Annotated in this window: 22 protein-coding genes and 1 pseudogene; 14 read left to right on the top strand and 9 right to left on the bottom strand. The window is 44.3% G+C overall.

The annotated features are described in order from the left end of the window. Positions 1–3 precede the first annotated feature (3 nt). Entirely contained in the window at positions 4–2,436 is a 2,433-nt protein-coding gene (locus OCV19_RS17545) for a putative bifunctional diguanylate cyclase/phosphodiesterase (RefSeq protein WP_065676272.1), read from the top strand. Positions 2,437–2,660: 224 nt separating this feature from the next. Here OCV19_RS17545 and OCV19_RS17540 read toward each other — a convergent pair whose 3' ends face one another. Then, positions 2,661–3,686, bottom strand: a complete 1,026-nt coding sequence (locus tag OCV19_RS17540) for a GGDEF domain-containing protein (protein WP_065676271.1) — start codon at positions 3,684–3,686, stop codon at positions 2,661–2,663. Positions 3,687–3,695: 9 nt separating this feature from the next. Next, positions 3,696–4,151 carry a hypothetical protein gene (locus OCV19_RS17535; RefSeq protein WP_065676270.1) on the bottom strand — a complete coding sequence of 152 codons (456 nt, stop codon included), beginning with the start codon at positions 4,149–4,151 and terminating at the stop codon, positions 3,696–3,698. Between the two features lie 479 nt (positions 4,152–4,630). On the opposite strand from OCV19_RS17535, the gene OCV19_RS17530 reads away from it, so the two are divergent. The 6 genes from OCV19_RS17530 (at position 4,631) to OCV19_RS17505 (ending at position 10,174) form a co-directional block, all read left to right on the top strand. Next, the gene (locus OCV19_RS17530; RefSeq protein ID WP_059018733.1) at positions 4,631–5,005 is read left to right on the top strand and encodes a c-type cytochrome; all 375 of its coding nucleotides are present in this window, start codon (positions 4,631–4,633) and stop codon (positions 5,003–5,005) included. A 37-nt stretch (positions 5,006–5,042) separates the two neighbouring features. After that, entirely contained in the window at positions 5,043–6,467 is a 1,425-nt protein-coding gene (gene ccoN, locus OCV19_RS17525) for a cytochrome-c oxidase, cbb3-type subunit I (RefSeq protein WP_065676269.1), read from the top strand. Next, a complete protein-coding gene (locus OCV19_RS17520) occupies positions 6,468–7,082 on the top strand; it encodes a cbb3-type cytochrome c oxidase subunit II (protein ID WP_017060032.1) in 615 nt (204 codons plus the stop codon). It begins immediately after the preceding gene. Further along, positions 7,079–9,235 (top strand): cytochrome c, encoded by a 2,157-nt coding sequence (locus tag OCV19_RS17515; protein ID WP_065676268.1) that lies wholly within the window; start codon positions 7,079–7,081, stop codon positions 9,233–9,235. The genes OCV19_RS17520 and OCV19_RS17515 overlap by 4 nt, the downstream gene beginning before the upstream one ends. A 267-nt stretch (positions 9,236–9,502) precedes the next feature. Then, positions 9,503–9,730: a PAS factor family protein gene (locus OCV19_RS17510; RefSeq protein ID WP_004730426.1), complete on the top strand. Its 228-nt coding sequence runs from the start codon at positions 9,503–9,505 to the stop codon at positions 9,728–9,730. Between the two features lie 261 nt (positions 9,731–9,991). After that, positions 9,992–10,174 (top strand): hypothetical protein, encoded by a 183-nt coding sequence (locus OCV19_RS17505; RefSeq protein ID WP_004730424.1) that lies wholly within the window; start codon positions 9,992–9,994, stop codon positions 10,172–10,174. A gap of 168 nt (positions 10,175–10,342) precedes the next feature. On the opposite strand, the gene OCV19_RS17500 is transcribed toward OCV19_RS17505, so the two are convergent. The 7 genes and pseudogenes from OCV19_RS17500 to OCV19_RS17470 form a co-directional block, all read right to left on the bottom strand. Further along, on the bottom strand, positions 10,343–11,635 hold the full coding sequence (locus tag OCV19_RS17500; RefSeq protein ID WP_065676267.1) for an alpha/beta fold hydrolase: 1,293 nt from the start codon (positions 11,633–11,635) through the stop codon (positions 10,343–10,345). A 382-nt stretch (positions 11,636–12,017) separates the two neighbouring features. After that, on the bottom strand, positions 12,018–12,755 hold the full coding sequence (locus tag OCV19_RS17495) for a DUF3726 domain-containing protein (protein ID WP_065676266.1): 738 nt from the start codon (positions 12,753–12,755) through the stop codon (positions 12,018–12,020). Beyond that, positions 12,752–14,553, bottom strand: a pseudogene (locus OCV19_RS17490) (hypothetical protein). Before OCV19_RS17490 ends, OCV19_RS17495 begins: the two are co-directional and overlap by 4 nt. 229 nt (positions 14,554–14,782) lie before the next feature. Then, on the bottom strand, positions 14,783–16,390 hold the full coding sequence (locus tag OCV19_RS17485) for a BCCT family transporter (RefSeq protein ID WP_065676264.1): 1,608 nt from the start codon (positions 16,388–16,390) through the stop codon (positions 14,783–14,785). 229 nt (positions 16,391–16,619) lie between these two features. Beyond that, positions 16,620–17,615 (bottom strand): membrane dipeptidase, encoded by a 996-nt coding sequence (locus OCV19_RS17480; RefSeq protein ID WP_065676263.1) that lies wholly within the window; start codon positions 17,613–17,615, stop codon positions 16,620–16,622. A gap of 168 nt (positions 17,616–17,783) precedes the next feature. Further along, positions 17,784–19,244 carry an aldehyde dehydrogenase family protein gene (locus tag OCV19_RS17475; RefSeq protein WP_050650528.1) on the bottom strand — a complete coding sequence of 487 codons (1,461 nt, stop codon included), beginning with the start codon at positions 19,242–19,244 and terminating at the stop codon, positions 17,784–17,786. A 189-nt stretch (positions 19,245–19,433) separates the two neighbouring features. After that, complete coding sequence (locus OCV19_RS17470) at positions 19,434–19,832, bottom strand: RidA family protein (RefSeq protein WP_004730412.1); 399 nt, start codon at positions 19,830–19,832, stop codon at positions 19,434–19,436. A gap of 157 nt (positions 19,833–19,989) precedes the next feature. Here OCV19_RS17470 and OCV19_RS17465 point away from each other — a divergent pair, with 157 nt between their 5' ends. The 7 genes from OCV19_RS17465 to atpA all read left to right on the top strand — a co-directional run bounded on the left by OCV19_RS17465 (position 19,990) and on the right by atpA (position 25,685). After that, complete coding sequence (locus OCV19_RS17465; RefSeq protein ID WP_065676262.1) at positions 19,990–20,871, top strand: LysR family transcriptional regulator; 882 nt, start codon at positions 19,990–19,992, stop codon at positions 20,869–20,871. A gap of 719 nt (positions 20,872–21,590) precedes the next feature. Then, positions 21,591–21,992 carry an ATP synthase subunit I gene (locus tag OCV19_RS17460; RefSeq protein WP_048608582.1) on the top strand — a complete coding sequence of 134 codons (402 nt, stop codon included), beginning with the start codon at positions 21,591–21,593 and terminating at the stop codon, positions 21,990–21,992. Between the two features lies 1 nt (position 21,993). Then, positions 21,994–22,764, top strand: a complete 771-nt coding sequence (gene atpB / locus OCV19_RS17455; RefSeq protein WP_065676261.1) for a F0F1 ATP synthase subunit A — start codon at positions 21,994–21,996, stop codon at positions 22,762–22,764. 45 nt (positions 22,765–22,809) lie between these two features. Beyond that, entirely contained in the window at positions 22,810–23,046 is a 237-nt protein-coding gene (gene atpE / locus OCV19_RS17450) for a F0F1 ATP synthase subunit C (RefSeq protein WP_004730405.1), read from the top strand. A 54-nt stretch (positions 23,047–23,100) separates the two neighbouring features. Continuing rightward, a complete protein-coding gene (locus tag OCV19_RS17445; protein ID WP_017060839.1) occupies positions 23,101–23,571 on the top strand; it encodes a F0F1 ATP synthase subunit B in 471 nt (156 codons plus the stop codon). An 11-nt stretch (positions 23,572–23,582) separates the two neighbouring features. Next, complete coding sequence (locus OCV19_RS17440; protein WP_017060840.1) at positions 23,583–24,134, top strand: F0F1 ATP synthase subunit delta; 552 nt, start codon at positions 23,583–23,585, stop codon at positions 24,132–24,134. Positions 24,135–24,143: 9 nt separating this feature from the next. Further along, positions 24,144–25,685, top strand: a complete 1,542-nt coding sequence (gene atpA / locus OCV19_RS17435; RefSeq protein ID WP_048608585.1) for a F0F1 ATP synthase subunit alpha — start codon at positions 24,144–24,146, stop codon at positions 25,683–25,685. The last annotated feature ends 12 nt before the right edge of the window (positions 25,686–25,697 follow it).

The raw sequence follows: 25,697 nt of genomic DNA, 5'->3' as shown, positions 1-25,697 counted from the left end.
CTCATGCCAGTATTGAAGAAGCTCTATTTTGTACTTTTACCAACGCTGACATTTGTGCTCCTGATAGCAGGAATCGTGATGTACAACTTCGCATCAAATCATGCTAAGCACATGTATTTGGACAAGGTGCAATCTGATGTGAACACCGCTTTAGTCGCGGCGGAATACGAGCAGCTCGGCTTGTCCTTACTAGTTAAAGATATCGGTTCTTCGTTGCAGTTCCTCCGCTACATTCAAAATCCTGGCGACTATACGACTCTATCGCTATTGGAAAAACGAGTACTCCGAGTATTAAGCCAGAATCACGTCAATCAATTTGGGCAACGCAATGTTTATATCGTGGACCCTAAGTTCAAATTAACGCTTTCGACTCTCAGAGCCGATCCTTTCGAGGGGCTAAAAATCCCTGACAAGATTTATGAAAGAGTCTTCGACATATACACCTCGTTAATCAGCAAGAAGGAACTCTCCTACGAAGGCTTCTCTTATATCTCGGTTAGTGGCGAGCTCAGATATGCGTATGTTGCTGCAATTGACCCTTACCTCCTCCCTCAAGACAAGCGTGCAACTAACAGTTTAAATCGCTACATCTTGATTGCTGACGGACCTCTGATACAACTCTCTAGCTTGTTAATCAAATACAATGACGATGACAATATTCAGTTCTTAATAGAGCCATCCTCAGACGCTGCCAACATTGAAAATACCCAATTCGTTATCAAATCAATTGAACAAACCCCAGAAAGTATCAATGTACAGCTGACTAGCCGACACCTCATTGCTCAAGTGAACATTCGAGAGCAAAAATTCAATTACGAGAAAGCCATCATCGCTAAACAAACCTTGTTAGGTGGCTTTGGCACTCTCTTTACGATCATGTTGATCGTGCACTTAGTGGTGCGCTACCAACTTGTGCGCCCACTCAAAGATCTGTTGCATGAGATATCAATCGGCGGACTCAAGCTTAGATACTTCAAACGTTCATCAGGACAGAGTGAAATTGATGGATTGAAAAACGCTTACATCGACTCATTAACGGAATTGAAATTCGAAGCTGAATTCGACCAACTCACCAAGCTAGCCAATCGACGCTCATTCATCCGACACCTTGATGTACGCCTCAAGAGTTCAATGAACCCACACTGCTATGTGGTTTGTTGGGACATCATCGACTTCCGTAAAATCAACGATCTCTACGGTGCCAAAGTTGGTGATAATGTACTAATAAGCTTAACTAGAGTGCTGAGAGATACTCTACAAAACCAACAGTCATCTTCCGGTTTCAATTGCAATGACTACTCCATAGCAAGGCTTGGGGGGAATCAGTTTATCGCCATTTTAGAAATGAATAAAAGCCAAGTGATAAACGAAGAAATAGAGAACATCAATAATACGCTGACTAACACTACGTTCCTTGATTACTATGGATTTAGGTTATCACTCGCAACAGGTGTTTTACCGCTCGACACACCAAAGTTTGAAGAAATTTGGCACCGATGTATTGATGAGATGTTGCTCCGTGCAAAATCTCACAATGATGGAGAAAGCCGTATTGTTTATGGCGAGGAGTTATTACACACGTTAGAGAGACACGACATTATAGAAAAAAGGCTTTTAGAGTGCTGTGAAAGTGATAACTTTGAACTTCGCTTTATGCCTATTTTCAACGCTAAAACACTTCAGGTAGATGGCGCTGAGTGTTTGGTTCGTTGCCCTGCTTTATTTGACATAAACGCGGGTCCAGACGAATTCATACCTGCAGCAGAGAAGAGCAACCTCATATCCAAACTCGATATTTGGGTTATTAGCACCGCTATCAAGAGCTATAAAGAGCTCTCAGAAATCCACAAGTACAAAGGTACCTTATCCATTAACATTTCAGCAATGGAGCTATACAACCGCAATTTTGCCGACAATATTCGTAAGGTTATCGAACGGTACCAAGTACCTCCTAGCAACATTATTATCGAGATAACTGAGACCAGTTACGTGAAAAGTACCAAGCTTACGGTACAGACTATCGAGAGAATCAGAAGCCTAGGCTTAAAGGTTTCACTTGATGACTTTGGTACTGGATACACAGCCTTCAACCAGCTACTCCACTACCCTGTGGATGAGCTAAAAATTGATAAGAGCTTTATCGATAACATGGTAGACGACAAAGCCGACCGTAAGATGGTCGAATCTATGGTTAACTTAGGCCACTCTTGTGACACGCGAATCGTCGCAGAAGGTGTCGAGTCCATAGAACAGTATCATTACCTTAAAAAAGCGAACTGTGACCTAATACAAGGCTACTTCTTTAGCCAACCACTCACTTATCTGGAATTCATCGAGTTTGTGCGAGACCATAATCCGCAAGCAATTTTAAACCCGCAGTCTGTTACCAGTTCGAGATCTAACGAGCGAATCGTTGCACTCACTCAAAAGCAGTAACCTTAAACCTAAACCTCAAGGCCTCCCTTCCTATCCAAGCGTTGCAAGCCACTATAGCTATAACTAGTAGTAGAACTATCTTCATCAATGCAGGAGCTCTGCGTTGGCTACACATTGAATGAGGAGGCAAATAAAGGATGGCAAAGGCCATGATAGTGAAACGGGAGAATGGCGAGCAAAAAGCAAACAAAACCTGACGATTTAACTTATCGCTAATGCGGAGATTAGCTCTGCATTGTCGTTAATAGCTCCATTATATCTTTAGAGCTGATATTCTTCTTATGCCTGACTACAGCGTCAATCATCAATTCTAAATTGCCCGCCGAGATATAGTCCTTGAGCACGTCATTGAACTTTTCCTGTATCTCATCACTTGTGTACAAGTGCTCAGGAATGAAGAATAGAAATTGGCTGCCACTACTACGAAACGAGATAGTACTTTCCGGAACCTTTGCCGTCAGAGACTTAGCGGCTGAACTCACCACCAAGTCTCCATATTCAAGCCCATACTTTTGGTTTATCTCACTGAGATTTCTGATTCGTACAAAGTAAAGGTCGAAGTTACCGTTTGTAGGATAGCTGTTCTTAACAAATTTCATTAACGATACTCGATTACGAAAGCCTGTAATGAAGTCGGTAGAATAAAGTTTTCGTTTGATGGAAAAATCGAGATAGAAAATGATGCCTGTCATCAACAAAATCAAGACAAGAAAGGCGCTGCTGATTTGGTGAACAACAACAAATTTGCCTACCATGGACGTATTTTCTTCAATAACTGGGCTTTGTAATCGAAACTTTTCGTTAATGAATTCGACCAAAGTGGTGTAGCAAATATCAACTTTCTTCTGCAGCGATTCTTTAGGTAATTGCCCTGTACTGACCAACTTGATTGACGATTCTAGCGACTTAAACTTTTCAAACTCTGCGGTAAAGTAAGGCTTAAAGTTTGCTGAGCGAATAAAATTGGACGATTCAGTGCTGTTGATCAGAATATCAAAGCGACTCCATGTAATGTCATAAGCCAACCAAAGTTCATCATAATCAATCTTCTTTGCGTGGCTAACCATCAAGAAGTTTGCATACTCTTTGACAAGTTGAAAAACAAACCATGTGGCCTCATTTTGGCGATTAGAAAAGCTCTTGTTGATGTCATTAATTCGAGTAACGCTGTAGATATTGACGGATAGAACAACCACGGCCAAAGACAAAACAACGACTTTGATTGCAGCCATAGACAACAGCTTCTTCATAATTAGCCTCTACAGATGAATATCACGAATCTGCCAAATCATCTTGGCATGGAAATCAGGGGTATTGGTCTCAGGGTTCGCAGAGATTGGGTAAATCAACCAAAACGGGCCTTTCTCTCTCACAGACATAAACTCACCATTCTTTTTAATCGCAATGATGGGTTCATAGGTATCAAAATCTTCTTTGGGCACCGCAATTTTATAGTCATTCAATGCTACGAAAGTAACTTGTGATGATATCGGTAGATCCATATTTTCAAGCACCGTTTGTAACGTCACACCACTATAAACGGTCAGACCCTCGACCCAAGGCAAGGTGGTAGTAATTTCTTTTTGAGGAAGTGACAGGAGTTGATCTCTACTAAAACCATGCTTTTGCCCGGAGTGGTCGAAAACCGTTAACTCTGAGGCTGCAAAAATCGAAAACGAGCAAAGCCAAAGCATCAACAAGAATACAGTTCTCATTCTAAACTCCATTTTAAAAAGGTCACTAAATTGAGTCTAGTATAAATTGACCATTTAACTTGTACCGATACCACTCAGATTGATTGGTATCGATTTATCCCTAAGGCCCCCTACACCTCGCTGTTTTTCAATAGCTTCGCAGTTTCTCTCTCACTTCTCTGTCGCTTCCATCACCGCTCTCGTTCAGCACTCTCTACCCGCTTGACGTATTCCTTCTCGACCGTCTAGTAACAAAAACTCGTATTTTACTCTGCGCAAGTAAACCAATAAGCCTTATGAATACGTATCAAACAACAAAATTAACAATAAATATGAGTAAGTAAGTAAGTAGCGAGAATGCTGGTTGATGCATAATCTTTAATCGAACGTAAGCAGCTTTAACAGACCTAATAACGAGTTCCAGTCGTTTCTACTTCACCAGTTGATCTCGTGCGTTGATCTTAAAAAGCTTACTCATTTCATAATCAAGGGAATCGAGAATGAGTTTGAATATAAAAAAATTTAACCCCATGGCGACACTTTCTACCCTGGTAATGACGCTGGTCATGTTTCCTGTTTCTGCCGAAGTTAACCAAGAACAATTCGAGTTAGGTAAACAAAAAGCCAAAGTGTGCATGACTTGTCATGGCGCTGATGGCATCTCAACACAAGATCCCTACCCGAACCTTCGCGGTCAAAAAGTGGGTTATCTCATCTCTTCATTGAAAGATTACCAGACTCGAGAGAGAACCAGTGGCTTAGCGATTCTCATGCAACAACAAGCCGATACGCTCTCAGACCAAGACATTCGTGACATTTCCTATTTCTATTCAGTGCTCGGCAACGAAGCAAGCTCGCTCAGCGATTCAAATTAAGTCAGCGATTCAAAATATCTAGGCAAGGAGCCTTGTTATGGAACAAGTGACAACGCAATACAGCATTAAGGTCGTGAAGTACTTCATTATCGCATCCTTAGTGTGGGCGATTGTAGGTATGATCATCGGCGTGATTCTCGCCGCGCAATTATATTGGCCAGTCTTAAACTTTGATTCTCAATATTTCCAATTTGGTCGACTGCGTCCGCTACATACCTCTGGAGTAATTTACGGCTTCGTCGTGAATATCTTGATGGGGACGTCTTTATACATTGCCCAGCGAACAGGCCATTGTGACTTGTTCAATAAAAGCCTTTCATGGATGGTATTTTGGGGCTGGCAATTCATCTTGTTACTTGCGGTCATTTCCTTACCCGCAGGCCACACCAGCTCAAAAGAGTATGCGGAGCTTGAATGGCCAATCGACTTAATGATTGTGCTGGTTTGGGTGCTGTATGCGGTGTTGTTCTTTGGCACCCTTGCTAAGCGTAAAGTCAGCCATATCTTCGTGGCTAACTGGTTCTTTGCTGCTTTCATCATCGTCGTTGCAATGATTTTCATCGTGAACAACCTCGCGATGCCTGTGTTGGCGATGAAGTCTTACTCTGTGTTTGCAGGCGCTCAAGATGCGATTGTTCAGTGGTGGTGGGGACATAATGCCGTCGGCTTCTTGCTGACTGCTGGTGTGATTGGTATGAATTACTATTTCATACCCAAAGCAGCGGATCGACCTATCTACTCGTACCGTTTATCTGTGATCCATTTCTGGGGTTTGGTCGGCTTTTACACGTGGGCCGGAACGCACCATTTGGTTTACTCTTCCGTTCCTATCTGGATTCAGAACATCGGCATCGTAATGTCTTTGATCCTGTGGCTCCCTTCTTGGGCGGGCGCGTTCAATAGTGCAATGACCCTCCTACAAAACAAAGAAAAGCTGAAGTCCGACTACATTCTTTTATTCTTTTTCTCAGCGATTCTTTACTACTGCTTAGCAACATTCGAAGGTCCGCTACTCGCTATTCGCTGGTTCAACATGGTGGCACACAACACAGAATGGATCATCGGTCACGTACATTCCGCAGCTCTCGGATGGGTTGGAATGTCAGGGATAGCGGTTTTTTACTACTTCATTCCACGCTTATGGGGCCAAACCGCTCTTTGGTCACGACGACTGATTAAATGGCACTTTTGGCTCGCTCATGCTGGCGTCGCCATCTATGCAATAGCACTTTGGATCGCAGGCATCGGTGAGGGGTATATGTGGCTCGCTCAAAATGAAAATGGCGAACTGATTTACAGTTTTGTAGAAGCGATGGACTTTAAAGCACCTTGGCTATTCATGCGCTTCTTTGGTGGTGCGCTGTTTGTACTTGGGCTGTTCTTAATGGCTTTCAACTTGTACAAAACGGTTCGTATGCCCGCAGTACATGATGCTAAAAACACCGTTAATGAGGGGGCTTAAATGATGAGTAAAGACTTTACACATTCAATCGTCATTTTAATTTTGACCACTGTTGTTGTTGCCTCCTTCTCTCTGTTGGTCTGGGTAGTGCCAAGCATTGTCCGTGGAGATGATATTGCCAAAGGCAGCTTAGCGATGCCACTCACACCGATAGAGTTAGCTGGCCGAGACATCTACATCAGTGAAGGCTGCCATGTTTGTCACACACAAATGGTTCGCCCTCTAGAGCCAGAAGTGAAGCGTAATGGTCGTCCGAACCAAGAAGCAGACGATATCTATGAGTTTCCTAACTTGTGGGGCTCTAAACGTACCGGCCCTGACCTCACTAACTTAGGTAGAAAGTATTCTGACCAGTGGCATGTTATTCACTTAATTGATCCTCGAAAAGTTGTACCGACCTCGATCATGCCCTCTTACCCGTGGCTGTTTGAGCAGACTCTGACTGGCGATGATATTAGCGCCAAAATGGAAGTTTTACGTACCTTAGGTGTGCCTTATACCGATCAAGAAATTGGTGACGCCCGTTTACAAGTAAGAGGCAAAACCAAAGGTGAAGCGCTGATTCGCTATTTACAAAGCCTAGGTAAAGATACGTCACAGGAGGTATCACAATGAGCACATTCTGGAATCTATGGGCGGTACTCTTAACCTTAATATTCTTTGTTCTGATGGTATCGGTTATCGTTAAATATTGGCGTAGCAATCACAAGGCCGATCACGACCACACCATTGGCACCTTTGATGGGATTGAAGAGAAAGATGCGCCTCCACCTAAGCTGTTATTTGTAAGCTATGCGGTCGCATTTCTTTTATCTGCAGGCTATTTGGTGCTCTACCCTGGGCTTGGCGAATGGGAAGGCTTAGTCGATTGGGAACAAAGCGATGATAAGCTCTGTTCACCATCCACCACTCTCAATGAGCAATTTGCACAAACCAGTGAAACCACGTTAGAAGGATTGGCTGCAGTCCCAGAGATCGTGAACAGCGGTAGGATTCTGTTCCAAACTCACTGCGCCGCTTGTCACCGAGATAATGCACAAGGTCAGAAACACTTCCCTAATCTTATCGACCAAGAATGGTTATACGGCGGCAGTGATGAAGCTGTGATTCATTCGATCGCCAAAGGCCGGAACGGTGCTATGCCGGGTTGGAGTGAGATCATGCGCCCAGATGAGGTGGCAAAAGTCTCCTACTATCTAGCGTCTCTCAATCAACGTCATACCGATGTGCCGGAGATTAAAGTCGAGCTCGGTAAAACCTTGTTCGTCCAATACTGTTCGTCTTGTCATGCTGATGGTGCTGTCGCTAATCCAGCGATTGGTGTACCTGATCTTTCCGATGACATCTGGCTTCACGGCGGCAGTATTGAAGAGATTCAGCACACCATCAATTACGGTTTGAACAACCTAATGCCTGCGTTTGATGAGCAACTCACCGAGAACGAAATACTCGCGCTTGGGGCTTATATACGACACGCTGGTGATGTAGAGCAACAAAGGCTCGCGAGTTTGAAAGCATCATCTGTTGAGCGTGGAGAATATCTCGCTTATGCCGGTGACTGTGTGGCTTGTCATAGTGCAGAAGGTGGCGAACCCTTTGCTGGCGGCCTGCCCTTTGTCACCCCTTTCGGTACCGTGTATTCAACTAACATAACGCCACATACCACCGAAGGGATTGGGACTTATGACTTTGATGATTTCCGAGCTGCGTTAGTTGCAGGTAAAGGTAAGAATGGTTACCTGTACCCAGCAATGCCTTACACCTCTTATCAATACCTCACCGACCAAGACATGGTCGATTTATGGGAATACATGCAGTCAATCACCGCCGTGCCGCGACGCAACGATGACAACAGCATGATGTTTCCATCCAATATTCGCTTAGGTTTGCTTGGCTGGAACATCGTATTCATGGATACCGACCCTATTGATTACGAAGTACCAGAGGAGCTCAAAGGAGAAATTGAGAATGTCGATAAGTGGCAACAAGGCAAGTATTGGGTCGCAGGACTTGGTCACTGTTCGGAGTGCCATACGCCACGAAACATTGCCCAAGCACTGATACCAGAACGTATTTTCCAAGGTAACTTGATTGACGGTTGGAACGCGCCTGATATCACAGCTAATGAGCTCTATGTCGATGGTTGGGATGAAGCAACACTTACCGACTTTTTACACACCGGACATTCAGACAAAGGCACCGCTTTTGCGGGTATGGCTGATGTAGTGAAAAACAGCCTAAGTTTGATGACACGTGAAGATATTGAGTCGATGTCTTATTACCTACTGAGTGGGGATATCAACAACACCATTGCCAGTGATGCCGTTCAGTTACAGCCTAAAGGATTTGATGAAGCTGCATATGCCAGTGAGATCTACACCACGTATCGTCAAACTTGTGGGGCGTGTCATGGTGACGATGGTAAAGGTCGCGACCCAATCGCCCCTACTCTGTTGAATAATGGCATTATCATGCACAGCGACCCATTCAATACCATTGCGGTAACGGTGCGCGGCTTGCAACCCACCTATCTCGACAAAGATCGAAACTTCATGCCGATGGCAAGTTTCGAGGATGTATTGTCGGATCAACGCTTAGCTGAGTTAATCACGTTTGTGCGTTTAAACCTTGGCGCCCGAAATGAACAGGTCACGGCTGAGCATGTTCGAGAGGTAAGAGAAACACTTGAAGCAGCAGGTTATGCGGGTGGATTACACACCACGCCTGAAATGTACGAAAATCGAGATAAGAACATTAACATACGATAGGCGCTGTAGCTGTGCGTAGCCGATTGGCTCAATAAGCAGCGGACAGTACGTAACTTTTATCTTTGCCTAACAAACCAAAAGGAGACCACTGTGTCTCCTTTTCTTTTGCCCAAACGCGAATTTTCGATGCTTTGCCGTACAACACAATTGTAACTAACTGATTACACAATTAAGCAGAGCTGCACATAATGCGATCAATCGCGCAGAACAAAGATGACACCAAGTGCATAATATGCAAAATTTTCTAAAGATGTACTAAGGACAGTTATGGATACAACTACACTCATCTACGATACGTTGGAAGGCCTATCGAGCGCAAAGCCACAGCAACACGCTCAAATCCGCCAAAATCTATATAACCAATTAGATTTATCATTTGAGAAGCAGTTGGCTTTGTATTCATCAGTTCTTGGTCCAGCAAGTGCTGGTAGATTGACCGATTTGGATAGTGCAGTGATGTCTGCACGCAAGATTGTTGGCTTAGAAAACAGCTAAGCAATCTTCAACCTATCTCAACTTTAACGCTGCCATCGTGCAGCGTTTTTTTATGGACGTTATTTACGATAAGTAAGATAAGTAAGATAAGTAAGATAAGTAAGATAAGTAAGATAAGTAAGATAAGTGCAGTTGGGGCTGTTTTTCAAGTTACACGCATTCTCATTTGGTTAATCTTATGTTCCATTTTTAACAGGTGTGTAACCACAATAATAGCGCTAATGTTAGTAGCACGTTAACCACACATCGGATGGAAGAATCATGAGAGTACTTATTGAATATACACAGACAGGCAAATACCGTGATCATGCGTGGGAAGCATTAACGATTCGTTCAAAAGGCGAAATTCAAGCTGTGACTCCCTCTTATGCGGCTCAGCTTATCGAACAGAACCGCGCCAGCTTATCGACCACTGAAAATCAAGATATCGTCATCCAACCTTAATGGCTTCAAGGGCTACCCCTCCTAGTTCCTTAAATCGAATAGTTCGATGACATAAAAAAACGCTGCACGGATGCAGCGTTTTCTTGTTTTGGACGTATCTTGTCTCTAACGTAAAGAGCTTCTAACTTAGATAGCTTCTAACGTAGATAACCTACGCAGATAATTTGATTATTTTGGCAAGTTTTCTAATGCATCAACCATCGTCATTAGCTTATCGACGATTCGTTCTCCATCCACTCTCAAACCATTGTGCTCATACTCGTTGGTAATCCACGCTTTCGAGTTTGGAATATTAGCCAGTGTTTCGCGGCTGTAATCCAGTTCTACGTACATGTCATCTGCGTAAACTGCACACGCCATCGGAACCGTATTCTTGCTCAGTTGCTCTGCGTTGTACAAAGTACCCCAATCTGACTTCTCAGCTAATAGATTGGCTGCTTCACGCAATGGCTTCAACGTTTCTAGTTGGTCGAACATCCACGGGTAGACCATTTCTCCGGTAAACCAGAACTCACTGCCCGATTGGTAGTTGAAGTGTGGATACTGCTCACGAACGCGATGTGCTGACCAGTTAGACGCTGTACCTTGACAGTAAATCGATTCATGCAAGATTGCGTAAATTGGATTAGTTAAATATCCCTGCTCTTGCTGCATTTGATTTAGGAAACTGTAGCTCAGCTGTCTGTTACCGTTCACTTCAACAAAGGCACTTTCCAGAGTGAAGTACATAGGCAGGTTCGCTTCACCGCCACCAAGGTTAATGCCAATAAGTTGAAATTGCTCAACCGTGAACACCTGTCCGTTTGGCAGTCTCACATCGTTGTTCAGCAGGTAATCAGAGATCTCGCGGCACATCGCTTGCGCTTGTGGGAACTGAGCAAAGAACGCTCTGTTTTTGTCTTCGACACGCTTGTATGTCGCACGATAAACATCGTCAGCTTCACGTTCAATCGAAGGAATACCGCCCGTCACATAACAACGTTGTAAGCTCTGTGGGAACAGCGACAAATAGCTCAGTGTACAGAAGCCACCAAAGCTTTGGCCAATCGTCGACCATTGCTTAACACCGAATTGCTCACGAATCGCTTCAGCGTCGCGCACGATGTTGTCTGCTCTGAAATGCGATAGGTATTCAGCTTGCTGCTCTGGAGACAGGTGCGCCAATGTTTCGTGGCTGATCACCGTGCTGTTGCCTGTACCACGTTGGTCAAGAAGCAGCACACGGTAGTTTTGCAATGCACGCTTTAGCCAACCCGATTGACCGCTTACTCGTGGCGACGGGAAGCCCGGTCCACCTTGAAAGTAGATCAACCACGGCAGTTCTTGCGCATCCTTAGCGAGATCAACCAGCTCACGTGCGAAGACTTGGATCTGTTGTCCATCTTTTGCTTGGTAATCGAGTGGCAACTCAAAAGAGTGCTGACGATACAGGGTGGTTCCATCAATAAAGTTAGCTTGCACGCTTCATTCCTTTTTATCTGATTCTAATGTCATCGGTACGAATAAAAACGGCGCCCGTTGGCACCTTTAGTTAGCAAGATACGCATAGTGGCTTGTAAAAGAAACCGTTTGTTTAACATGATTGTGAAGGTACTTCATCTAATCGTTCAATTAACCTTCAACGCGTGACAACTTGTGTCAAAACAGAGAGTTTAAGGTGTAACCTATTGAGAGGAAGAACAAAAGTAGAACACAAATAAAAAGAGCTTAACGAGGTGAGGATACGTTAAGCTCTTTGGTTTTATCTGTTGTAAATGAGGTTTATAAATTCAATAAGCTCAGGATTTATAGGCTCAGTTTCTATAAGCTAAATATCTATAAACTAAAGCTCTATAAAATAAAGCTAAGAAGCTTCTAGCTCACCTGCACCTTGAATTGAACGTTGGCTGTTTTCAACAAGGATAGCCGTGGCCGTTTCTTTCAACGCGCCCCACTCTCCATCGTCAACTTCAATGCCCTCGTTCCACGCCTTCTCTTGAGTTTTAAAAAGCGCTTCCGATTCAATGTGTGTTTGGTAGCCATCTGACAAACGTTCGATATCGAAATCCTGGACGGAAAGCTCGATGGTCATATTGTGGATATGATCGTCCGATGCCAGAGGCAAATCTGATAAAAACAATTCTGGTGCAACGCAACCACGGTTAAGCACATACAAGGTGCTCTTAGGGTTGGAGCCATTATCCCAACGTGCAGTACACGCGATGCCCTTAGCCGCCAGTTTCACAAGCTCGCTGTACGCTAACCAGCGGTTATGACAGTTGTTTAACTCAATTTTCAGCGTCTTATTGCCGACCATTTTTTCAATCGCGTAATCCATCACCACAGGTAGGTGGCACGCTAAACTTGCCTTGTGCAGGTCAACTTCAACCGTGTTATCGCTAAGCACTTGAATGTCCACTGGGCAATCGTCTTCTAACCCAATGAAGTTGCTCGCATTGTTAAAATGACGAACACCATCCAACCCCACCATTTGTAAATCTGCCACCATGTTCGCTATCACATCGGCTTCACCACATGTACGGCGCATACCCAGAAAGGCTTTATTGACGGCCGCTACCAGTTCATTGTGAGAAACGATCATAACGATTTACCTCCATGTTGAGCATTAATATGTGTAGTAGCTTTTTGTGAATCAGCGAGCTCCGCTTCACTTGGTAATACTGGGAACACCCATTCGTCCTGATGAATTTCATCAAGCAATGGCGCACCTTGGAAAAACGTCACTCGTACCCAACGGTCTGAGCGAGGATCAAACTTAGTCGCACCAAACATCGCAAGCTTGCAACGCAGTAAGTGCATTGGTGGCGAATCTTGGTGCAGAACATTCATTTGAATGTCGCCCATCGCTTTGTTGCCTAGCGTCCATACACGACGTGCAATAGCACGATGCTGTGGCTGCTTAACAAGGAACTCAGCCAATGAAAGCTCTGGCGCAAACTGCAATAAAGCATGGTACAAACGGTAAGCTTGACGGCCTATATCCAACGGCAGTTCACGCTCTTCGCCTAGCTCTTCACCTCGAACACCGAGTCTTGGCTCTTCTTTGTCTTGAGAGCGATACCAGAACCAGTAGTTATTTTCTGCTTTCGTAAAGTCGGTCGAGATCGCCCAACGGTACTTTTCTTCTAACACAACCAATAGGTCTTGGATCTTTTTACCACTAGGAAGCGAGAGTGTTTCGCTACAATTCATTTGCTCTTGATGGGCGTCCACTAATTCTGGGTACAATTCCATCAAGCATGAGATAAGGATTTCTTGGGCTTCCATACTCATGTGCTTAGATTGTTCAACTAACTGCGCCCATGTTTCGCAATGGTTTATAGAAGCTTCTAGTGACTGTTCTGCGTGTTTTAACTCATCAACAGCGGTTTTGTTCAACTCTTGCTGTGTTTCATTGATGGTAACAACTTGTTCTAAATGACAAATCGCTTTTTTAACGTATCTACGTAGTGGCTCGATCAACGCCGTATCGGTCTGACTAGCCAACACGTCTGCCAATGCATGCTCACGTGTTGTCATCCATTGATCGACAATACTTGGGTGGTTAATTAGGTATGGCGCCATGCCTAAACCAGTCGCATTACCAACACCAAGGTAACGCTGTAATCCTCTATGCAAGGTAATCGCTTGTTCACCGCCCTGTTGCTCGGCTAGGTAATGAACCCAATCTAGGCTGAACTCACGCAGCATATAAACCGCACACATTTGCGCACTAAACGACTGATTAAAATCTTCATTTTTCTCTAAGATTTTAAAGTCAGCAATGCCAAATTTGCCATTACCGTAAACCGCTGTCGTTCGCAGGATGTAACCCACCTCAGCCAGCTCTTTTGGCGTTGGTTGAACACCTTTAGCCAAGTGACTCACGATATGTTCAAACACACGTACACTTTTGTTTGCACGCGCCAACACAAGCACGTTATTTGGATTACGGCCTGCTTCTTGAAGCGGTACATTCGCACGAAGTCTTTCAAGTAGGGCGACATCAACATCACCAAGAACCAGCGCAAACGTTACGTCCCACTTTTCAGCAATTACACGGTCATTTCGTTCTTCATCTGCAATCTCATCGCAGAAAACAACCAAATGGTAAACATGGTTTGGCGTCGCAAGCTTATAGATAACATGACCAAAACCTTGAGCGTCTAATTGCCACTCATGTTTGGTCACTTTCCATTCTTGCTGCGCCATTTTACGAATCAGAGTTCTAACGAAGCTGATACGTGTTTGGTGCATTGCACCTAGCCTTTCCGGTGCCATGACGACAGTCGCGTCACGTAGTGCTGATTCAGTGTAGGTAGAACGATGTGCATCCATTTGCTCACCACCTTATAGTTATAGGATTTTGCTAGCCATTCAGAACCGATCGTTGCCATCATTTGAAGCATTCGTTGTTACAGTGTGTTGGTTAGCTTTCACGTTATTTGGGGCAAGCGAGCTCACCCCTTATTATTTGTCCTGACTAGATCGATTGACCTAAATACGTGCCGCCCGATGTATCTTCACCAGTACGGTTTTTCTGTTCCTTTCGGAATCTTGCATCAGCCTTCTTTCAAAGGCTGATTCGTTCTTGTTTTACAGAGCCCTTTTGTTTAAAAACCCTGCTCTCTAAAAACCTTGCTCTTTTGCCATCTTGATTGCGATTTGAGGCGCATTCCAAAGTGATGGCAGCAAGATTAAGGACACCGGTACCGCGGTGATAACAATGAAGGATTGCAGCGCTGAAATACCGCCAGAACCAAGGGAAATCAGAATTAACGCTGTCACCCCCATCATCACACCCCAGAAGGTACGAATAATTGCATTCGGCTCTGTCTCACCACTGATCACCACACTGATGGTGTAAGTCATTGAATCACCGGTCGTTACGATGAAGATCGTGGTTAAGATCAAGAACAGAATTGAGATAAGCATTGGCATTGGTAGCTGCTGAGTTACCGCCAGTAGCGCACCTGGTAAGTTAAAACCTTCAAACGCTTTACTTACACTGCCTGGATCTGCGATTTCGAACGCAAGACCAGAGCCGCCAACAATCGTGAACCAGAAGCAAGTAACAAACGGTGCAATCAAGCTAATCGTTGATACCAATTGGCGAATACTGCGACCGCGTGAAATACGTGCGATGAAGATTGCCATCATTGGGCCGTAACCTAAGAACCAACCCCAGAAGAATACTGTCCACCAGCTCAACCAACCTTCGTCACCACGGTATGTTGCCATCGGGATGAAGTTATCAATCATGCTGCCTACACCTTGGATGTAGCCATTGAAGATGAAGTTCGTTGGGCCAAAGATAAGGATGTAAACCATCAATGCCATCGCCAAAATTACGTTGTAACGGCTTAGCATTTGCATTCCGCGGTTAAGACCACTTAATGCCGACAATGTGTAAAGCACGATAGCGAACAAGATGATGATTAGCTGTGTTGTGAAGCCATCTGGAATACCAAACAGTTCATTCAGAGCGTAGCTGACTTGCAAGCCTAAGAAACCAATCGGGCCGATAGTACCCGCCGCTACAGCGACAATACAACATGCATCAATCAGTGCGCCTGTATGGCCTTTCAGTGCTCTTTCACCTAATACAGGGTAAAGCAGAATACGAGGTTTAAGCGGTAAGCCTTTGTCGTAGTGAAGGTGCATAACCACGATAGACGTTAGGCTGCCCACAATTGCCCATGCTAGGAAGCCCCAGTGCATGAATGACTGCGATAACGCGTTCACTGCACCTTGCGGTGCGTTCTCTTGAGCGCCATATAACGGTGGTGGATTAACGTAGTGTGCGATAGGCTCTGCTGCCGCCCAAAATACACCGCCACCCGCAAGTAGCGTACAGAAGATGATAGCCATCCAACGGAAGCCATCCATTTCAGGTTTAGCAATACCACCTAGGATAACCTTGCCTGTTCGCCCTGCCGCCAGGCCAAGACCAATAAGAAAAGTCAGAAGAAGAAGCATTTGCCAATAAGGACCGAATACTTTTACCGACCAAGCAAAGCCTGTGTTTACTAGGCTTGATAACAGCTCGCCATCAAATAAAGCAAGCGTTACGAACAGAGCGATAAAACCGCCGCTGTACCATAGTGCTGGGTTGGTAAGTCCTAATTTGTCTGAAGTCGATTCAGACTGGTTTGTGTTACTTGTTGTGTTGCTTGCTGTGTGTACTTGACCCGCATTTACGTTTGAAGATTTCACGCTATTGGTTAAATCAGACATACTCTGACTCCAGAGGTTTCTTTGCAGCTGTCATTTGAATGATGACTACAAGGGTGTATTTAACACCCGCCCTATTATTTTTGTGTTGGGCAGGCTAATCCATGTTTGGGTTACCGCGTTGCGAAATAGACCGTTGTTCCTTTTAAATAATGAATTTGATTAAAGCAGCACCGACTAAATGAACGTCTGTTAGCAGGCTGCCTATTAGATGATGACTAGCGAGAAACGCTTAACCCTTGCTTTGCGGCTCTAAGCCATCTTTCAAGAAGTTAAACCAGTTTTCTCCCAAGACTTGCCCAGCTTCAGACTCACTGAAACCATGACGCATCAATCCGTTATAAATATTTTCCATACCAGAACTACCACAGAACCAAGGCAGTGCATCTGGCCAACCTGAGTTGTTTACAGAACCTTCACCGTAGTCCATTGCCTTCGACCAACGACCATTTCGCATCCACTCTAGAACCGCTTGAGGCTGGTTTAAGCATAGGTCACTGCCAATTCCTAGGTGTTCAACACCAACCATGTCGGCTGTCGTCGCAACCATTTGGCAGAAGTCTTCCAACGTACATTGACTGCCGTTTGGTAGGTGGAATGGGTATAAGCTGAATCCGATTAAGCCACCGCGTGCGGTTAGGGCTTTAATCACATCGTTTGATTTGTTTCGTAGCGCATCATGAGCAAACGTTGGGTTCGCGTGGCTGATACAAATAGGACGAGAAGACAGATCAATCGCTTCAAGCGTTGAACGCTCTGCACTGTGAGACATATCGATGATCATGCCCACTCGGTTCATCTCTTCGATAGCTTGTTTACCAAAGCGAGTAATACCGGTGTCGTTCTTCTCGTAACACCCCGTCGCCAATAAGCTCTGGTTGTTGTAAGTAAGCTGCATGATCAAAAGACCTTGCTTGCGCATGACTTCGATAAGACCAATCTCATCGTCGATTGGAGAACAGTTTTGAGCACCAAGGAAAATGCCGACTTTGCCTGTCGCTTTTGCAGTTTCAACATCCGCCATTGAGTGAATCGGCATGATAAGGTCTGCATTCTGCTCGAATCTTAAGTTCCACTCTGCAAAGCGAGATAAGGTTTCACGAGCCGTCTCGTGGTAAACCGCGGTAGCGTGAACTGCTGTAATGCCGCTCGCCTTTAGTGTTTGGAAATATTCTCTGTTCCAATTGCAGTATTGCAATCCATCTATAACAATCCGTTGCTGGTACATAACCACTCCTATTGAAAGCTCAGTGTTCTAGCTCGGTTTTGAAAACACGCTCAAATAACATGTTTTCAAAAATGGGTTAAATCACGTCTCTAATTTCATTTGCTGTGTTGGGTTTGGGTGTTGGCCTGACTCTGTGAATCAGGCCAATTCTTATCAATAGAGAGCTAACTAGTAAGGACGCTGGTAAGCCGTCTTCACTACTGTGTAGAACTCTTTCGCGTATTGACCTTGTTCACGAGGACCGAAGCTAGACTCTTTACGGCCGCCAAACGGTACGTGGTAATCCGTGCCTGCTGTTGGTAGGTTCACCATCACACAACCTGTTTGCGCTTGTTGCTTGAACATTGCGCTCGTACGTAGGCTCTGAGTAATGATGCCGCCTGTTAGACCAAAGCGAGTATCGTTGGTCGTCGCGATAGCTTCCTCTAAATCAGCCACACGAATCACGCTTGCCATTGGTGCAAACACTTCTTCTTGGTTCACTTCCCAGTCGTTCTTCGTATTCAAGAACAGCGTTGGAGACATGTAGAAGCCTTCGTGTTTCATGCTTAGGCGTTCGCCACCAAATGCTAGCTCACCGCCGCTTTGACGTGCTTTCTCGACCCAACCTAGGTTCGCTTCAAGTTGGTTGCCGTCAACAACAGGGCCCATGAACACGCCGTCTTCTAGTGCGTGACCCACTTTCAGCTCGCTCATACGTTTGATTAGTGCTTCAACGTATTGGTCGTGAATGCCATCCATAACCACTAGACGAGAAGATGCTGTACATTTTTGGCCTGCGCCAGAGAATGAACCTGCGATCGTTGCATCAACGGCTGTTTGGATATCCGCATCATCTGCAACCACTAGTGCGTTCTTACTGCCCATCTCTAGTTGGCAACGAACGAAGTTTGGCGCTGTAGCAGCGGCAACCTTACGACCCGTATCAACGGAACCAGTAAAGCTCACACCATTCACTTCTTTAGAGTTGATCAGTGCATCACCGACTGTTGAACCGCTACCTAGAACAAGGTTGAACGTGCCTGCTGGGATACCTTGACGGTGGATAATTTCAGTAAGCGCAACCGCACTTGCTGGTGTTAGGTTTGCTGGTTTCCAGATAACGCTGTTACCGAAAGCCAGTGCTGGAGCGATTTTCCAAGCTGCTGTTGCCGTCGGGAAGTTCCAAGGAGAGATGATGCCAATAACACCAACAGCTTCACGAGTCACTTCAACAGAAACACCTGGGCGAACTGATTCTGCGTTGTCGCCAATTTGACGAAGCACTTCAGCCGCGAAGTATTGGAAAAACTGACCTGCACGGTAAATTTCGCCTCGACCTTCAGCAAAAGGCTTACCTTCTTCACGAGAAAGTAACGTACCTAGTTCATCACAACGTGCAATCAGCTCATCACCAATTGCTTGAAGTACTGCTTGTTTACGCTCAATCGGCGTTTTTTCCCACTCTGGTTGAGCGTGCTTTGCTGCTGAAATCGCTTGTTGAACTTGTTCAGCACTTGCTTGTGCAAAGTTACCGATGTTTTCAGAAATATCCGATGGGTTAATGTTCGCTACGGTGCTTACACCCGCTTGCCATTCGCCGCCAATGTAAAGTGCGTTTTCTGCTTGAACATTCTGTAATTGAGTCATCATTCTGTCCTTGTAACGGTTAGGTTGCGGTTGAGTCTGGCAACCATCTGATTAATGAATAAAACGTTAATTTATATAAGTAATTACGTTTAAATCTTGTATCTAAAACTGAACCAAGTCGCTTGTATCAATAAACCGCTTTAATTCAAAACAGCTTTAATCCGCAAATTGCCTCAGTTCACAGTATCTTTATTCAGGTTGAGAGGCTGATGCGTAAACCACGAACTCAACCAACATCTCTTCTCTTGCTAACCCTGCAACGACGACCGCAGCACGGTTTGGATAAGGTGCATTGAAGTATTCTCCATATACGCTGTTTACCGTTTTTAGGTATTCACGGTCTGTCACGTAAATTAGAACTTGCAGCACTGAATCCATAGATTCGCCTGCACACTCCAACGTATGAACAAGGTTGTTAAAAGTCTGACGCGTTTGCGCTTCAATACCGCCTTCTACTACTGCGCCAGTTTCATCAATTGGAATCTGCGCGGTGTATAGAGTGCCGTTATTAACGATTGCCCACTCTAGGGGTGCTTTTGAAGCGAAAAGCTCGGTTTTTACTGGGTGTTTTTTAGTTTGTGCGTTCACGATTCCATCCAACTTTGTAACAACTATGTTTCAAGATAGTTAAATACTGCGCCTTGACGACTGATAAATCTAACGGTAAATTTTGTGCATTTGATAAATAAAATCTATCACCTTACAGAAAGTAAGGTATAGCAAGGGCTAGAGAAGGATTCGCGCCATGAGTATTAAGCTACAACAGTTAAAACATTTTGTTTTGGTGGTCGAAGAAGGTGGGTTTCGAGCGGCATCTCACCGTGCAAATCGATCGCAAGCGGCACTTTCAACTTCGATAAAAGAGTTGGAAAAAATACTCGGCCAGCCACTGTTTGAAACAGGCAACAAATCGACACTGACGCCTTTTGGCGAAATATGCTTGCCAAAGATCATTCAATTTCTGAATGTTTACAAAGCATTAGACAATGATTTGCGCGCAGCGGCAGCAGGACAACAAGGAAGAGTTCGAATAGCGAGCGTGCCTTCGGTGGCCGCAAAACTAATCCCTAGTGTTTTAGGGGCTTTTTGTGAGCAGTACCCGAATGTAGAAGTGAGTTTGATTGATGATAATGCGGTAGGTGTAGAAGCAAGATTATTATCTGGCGAGGTGGATGTTGCCCTCGGCAATAGCTCCCATTTAGAAGAAGAGAGCATCGACTTCACACCTTTGCTTTCTGATCCTATCGGTGTGGTGTGCCTCAAAGACAATCCTATTGCCTCTCAACGGGAAGGAATCGAATGGCAAACTTTGTTAAAGCAGCCCTTCATTCGTAACGGGACTTGCACCCTACTGGACCCAACACCTGCGCGAATGCTCAGTGAACAAGCCCTGTACTCAGTCGAGAACATCACCTCGCTGTTTTCGGTGTTAGAGCTCGGGATAGGCGTGACCACGCTACCTAAGCTGGCTTTCCCAACCAATGAAACCCGCTTGGTGTGGATTCCGTTAATTGACCCACCCTTGCAACGACAAATCGGCATTTTCAGACTGTCTGATCGTACGATCTCGCCACAAGCACAGGCTTTCCATGACTTATGTATTCAATACCTCAGTCATGAAGAGTAATAACTGAGCCTAGATTAAGTAAATTAGGCAGCGTTCTGCTGCCATTTACTTCTTCAAAGCATGGTGTTTCTTCTCCGCACCATGCTTCTCGCACACCCAGTCCCCCATTTCACTCCTATATCATCAACATTTAGGCGCTGAATTTTCACTCTCGCGCACGCAAATAGTGACAAGCTGACAACAATATAAAAAATATTCGCTTATTGATAAGGAGCGACGTACGTTTAATTTATCAGAAAAATGAGATCTTCCATCATTGCCTCAAACAAGCTTAACCCCTACCAAAATCACACTTCGCAATTCAGCTTGTAAATGAACCTAAGTGTTTGAATAGTCTTAATTGATAAGACAATAAGTTGATTATTTGGCTCGCTGAACCCGTCTAAAAAGACCCTCTTTTTCACAAGGATAAAGCATCTTAAATATTCATGAATAAAGTGATAGAACTATTACTTTCATAAATGAAAAACATTCATTTCAAAAATGGAATTATTGATATCAATATTTGTCGTTTTGATCACATAATTTTAGGCGTAATTTATATTTTGTCGAAACGATAGCGAATTAGCTTAATTCGTTTCATTTCGTCAGGAGATATAAAGCCAGCAAGGGTTTTTCTTTAAAGCAAATCAAGTGTTATTAACAAGTGAAATGTAGTAACAAGTTAAATTTAAACTGTGTTTTATATTAACTTACACTGTTTAGCATAAGGTTTTATTATGAGGCTTAATGGGATTAGTAGCGACATCCTTGTTGCCGCTAAAAGAGTTGTTCTCTGCCAAATAGTATTAGCCATCGGTGTAGTTTTATATGAAGTGTTTTTTGGTAATAAAGTAGATATGGAATCATCAGCTTTGGGCATCGTAATTGCAATGTTGCCACCGCTGTTTGGATTTATATATGCAAGCCTAAAGGTGCGTAAGAATCCTAATTATAGTTTACGTGACTTAATGCAAATGAGTCGTGTCGTAAAAATAACATATACGTTTTTGATGTTTATCTTGGCGTTCCAGTTCTTCAAATTGGATAACCCAGTAATATTATATGCGTACATCTTTACTATGGTTGGATACTTCTTAACACCATTTATTACCGCCTCTAATAGATCGGAGTACGCGTAGTATGGATCAAGTAACTACCGCTCACGAGTACATAGAGCATCACTTAACCTTCTTAACTACAGGTGATGGTTTCTGGGCGTTTAACATTGACTCGATGTTGGTATCTTGGATTACAGGTTTACTTTTCATCGGTGCATTTCGCTATGTTGCCACTCGTGGCACTAGCGGCGTTCCAGGTCGTTTTCAATGTTTTATCGAGCTTGTCTTTGACTTTGTGAATAATCTCGTCAAAGAAATTTTTCAAGCGGAAGATAAATTAATAGGGCCACTGGCATTAACCACTTTTGTTTGGGTGTTGTTAATGAATGCAGTCGACCTATTACCCATTGATTTAATCCCGGGGTTAACTCGAGCTGTGGGTCTAGAGCACTTTAGAGACCTACCAACAGCAGACGTAAATATACCAATGTCGATGGCACTCGGTGTGTTTATTCTACTGTTAACCTATACATTTAAAAATAAAGGTTTGAAAGGCTTTATCAAAGAGCTAACTACTCAGCCATTTGATAACCCTCTTTTATATCCTATTAACTTAGTTCTTGAATTAATAACATTAATTTCAAAGCCAATATCACTAGGCTTACGATTATTCGGAAATATGTATGCAGGCGAGATGATATTCATCCTTATTGCACTAATGCCTTGGTGGATGCAGTGGGCACTGAGTGTACCTTGGGCCTTATTCCACATATTAATCGTATTCTTACAAGCATTTATATTTATGGTACTGACCGTTGTTTATTTAGGAATGGCAACAGAAGAACACCACTAATTAATAACTAAAAAATTAACTATCAAATTATTTTCGGAGATACAAATGGATATCGTAAGCGCAGTTTTATATGTAGCAGGTGCATTACTGATCGGTTTAGGTGCAGCAGGTGCAGCATCTGGTATTGGTAACTTAGCAGGTAAATACCTTGAAGGTGTTGCGCGTCAACCAGACCTTACTCCAATGCTTCGTACTCAATTCTTCATCATGATGGGTCTTGTGGATGCAGTACCGATGATCGGTGTTGGTATCGGTCTATACATCATCTTCGCCGTGGCTTAATCAAACCGCTTTGAAAGATCGATTTATACATAATCAAGATTTAGTGAGGAAGGTATGAACTTAAATGCAAGCATGTTTGGACAAGCAATCTCATTCGTGATTTTTGTTTGGCTCTGCATGAAATATGTATGGCCCCCTCTCACCGCGATGTTAGACGAGCGCCAAAAAGAAATCGCTGATGGTTTACGCCACTCAGAGAACGCTGCGAAAGAGCTAGAACTAGCAAAATCAAATGGCGCGCAACTCATCGAAGATGCAAGAAAAGATGTGACTGAACTGGTTGAACAAGGCCGAAAACGCCGCAATGAAATCATCAGCTTAGCGCAACAAGAAGCCGAGCAAGAAAAGGCACGCATCTTAGAACAAGGTAGAGCTGAGCTAGAAGGCGAACGCCAAAAGATACGCCGTGAACTTCAGGCGGATATGGCAGACGCAGTAATTCAAAGTGCACAGAAACTGATTAGCAAAAACCTAGATTCCGCAACGAACCGAGCGCTAGTTGACCAAATGATTAGCGAACTCTAAGGAGAGGCAATATGTCAGATTACACCAATATTGCTCATCCCTACGCCAAAGCATCGTTTGAATTTGCTTTAGGTGAAAACCAGTTACAAGAGTGGCACTCAATGCTGTCCATTCTTGTGGCTGTCGCGGAAGAAGAAACGATCGCTAGTCAGATTTCTTCAGCAGAAGGTGCTTCTACACACCAAACAGAAGAGCTGGCAAACCTCATCATTCATATTTGCCAAGGACTCGTTGATGACCACGTCATTAATCTTATTCGAGTCTTGGCCGAGAACGGCCGCCTTTCTGTTGTAAGAGACCTGTTTGAATTGTACTGCGAGCTAAAGGACGAACATGAACGTGTAGTGCCTGTCACTGTCACCAGTTCAGAAATGCTGACACAAGATCAAGTTACGTCACTAACAGCTGCACTTGAGAAGAAATTAGAGCGTCAGGTTGAAATGAAGCAGGTTATTGATGACACGTTAGTAGGTGGAATGGTCATCAAAGCGGGTGAAACCGTTATCGATGGTTCTTTAAACACATCAATTGACCGATTGGCTCATCAACTTCACGCGAGATAGGTAACAATTATGCAATTAAATTCAAATGAAATCAGCGATCTAATCAAAGAACGCATCTCGAAATTTAATGTGAGCACCGAGGCTCGCAATGAAGGCACTATCGTATCGGTTCGTGATGGCATCATCACAATCAATGGCCTTGCTGATGTTATGCAAGGTGAGATGATTGAGCTACCAGGTGGCAAATACGCACTCGCACTTAACCTCGATACCCATTCAGTAGGTGCGGTGGTTATGGGCCCCTACACTGACCTCTCTGAAGGTATGAAAGTGAAAGGTACAGGTCGTATCTTAGAAGTACCTGTAGGTAACGGACTTCTTGGCCGTGTAGTAAACACATTAGGCGAGCCAATCGATGGCAAAGGCCCAGTGAGTTGTGACCGACTCGACCCTGTAGAAGTGATTGCACCCGGTGTAATCGAACGTAAGTCTGTTGATCAACCTATTCAAACTGGCTACAAAGCGGTTGATACCATGGTGCCAATCGGTCGTGGTCAACGTGAACTTATCATCGGTGACCGTCAGACGGGTAAAACAGCGTTAGCTATCGATGCGATCATCAATCAGAAAGATTCTGGCATCAAATGTGTGTATGTAGCGATTGGCCAAAAAGCCTCCACTATCGCTAACGTGGTTCGTAAACTCGAAGACCATGATGCGCTAAAAAACACCATCGTCGTTGTTGCGTCAGCATCAGAGTCTGCAGCACTTCAATACCTAGCCCCTTATGCGGGTTGCACCATGGGTGAATACTTCCGTGACCGCGGTGAAGATGCGCTGATCATCTATGATGACCTATCAAAACAAGCCGTTGCTTACCGTCAAATCTCATTGCTATTGAAACGCCCACCGGGTCGTGAAGCCTTCCCTGGCGACGTATTCTACCTTCACTCACGCCTACTAGAACGTGCAGCACGAGTGAATGCAGAGTATGTAGAGAAGTTCACTAACGGTGAAGTGAAAGGCCAAACAGGCTCATTAACGGCGCTTCCTATCATTGAAACTCAGGCGGGTGATGTATCAGCGTTTGTACCAACCAACGTAATCTCAATCACCGATGGTCAGGTTTTCCTTCAAACCCAACTGTTTAACTCAGGCTTACGTCCTGCAGTCGACCCAGGTATCTCGGTATCTCGTGTGGGTGGTGCGGCGCAGTGCAAGATCATCAAGAAACTGTCTGGTGGTATCCGTACTTCATTAGCTCAATATCGCGAGCTGGCGGCCTTTGCTCAATTCTCTTCTGACTTAGATGAGATGACGCGCAAACAGCTAGACCATGGTGAGCGTGTTACCGAACTAATGAAGCAAAAACAATACTCTCCAATGTCAGTCGCTGAGCAAGCAACGGTTATCTACGCGGCAGAGAAAGGCTACTTGGTCGGTGTTGAACTAAGCAACATTGCCCGTTTTGAAGAAGAGCTGATTGCTTACGCCAAAGGTCAAAACCCTGCGTTGTTCGAAAAAATCAACGCGACAGGCGATTACAACGACGAAATCGATGGCGCTCTTAAAGAGATCCTAGAAGGTTTTGTTGGGATGAAAGCTTGGTAAGTGCTCCGGTTT

The sequence above is a fragment of the Vibrio celticus genome, from assembly GCF_024347335.1.
Taxonomy (GTDB): domain Bacteria; phylum Pseudomonadota; class Gammaproteobacteria; order Enterobacterales; family Vibrionaceae; genus Vibrio; species Vibrio celticus.
Note: the sequence above shows the minus strand (reverse complement) of the source record. Positions and strands in the feature narration are given on the sequence as shown.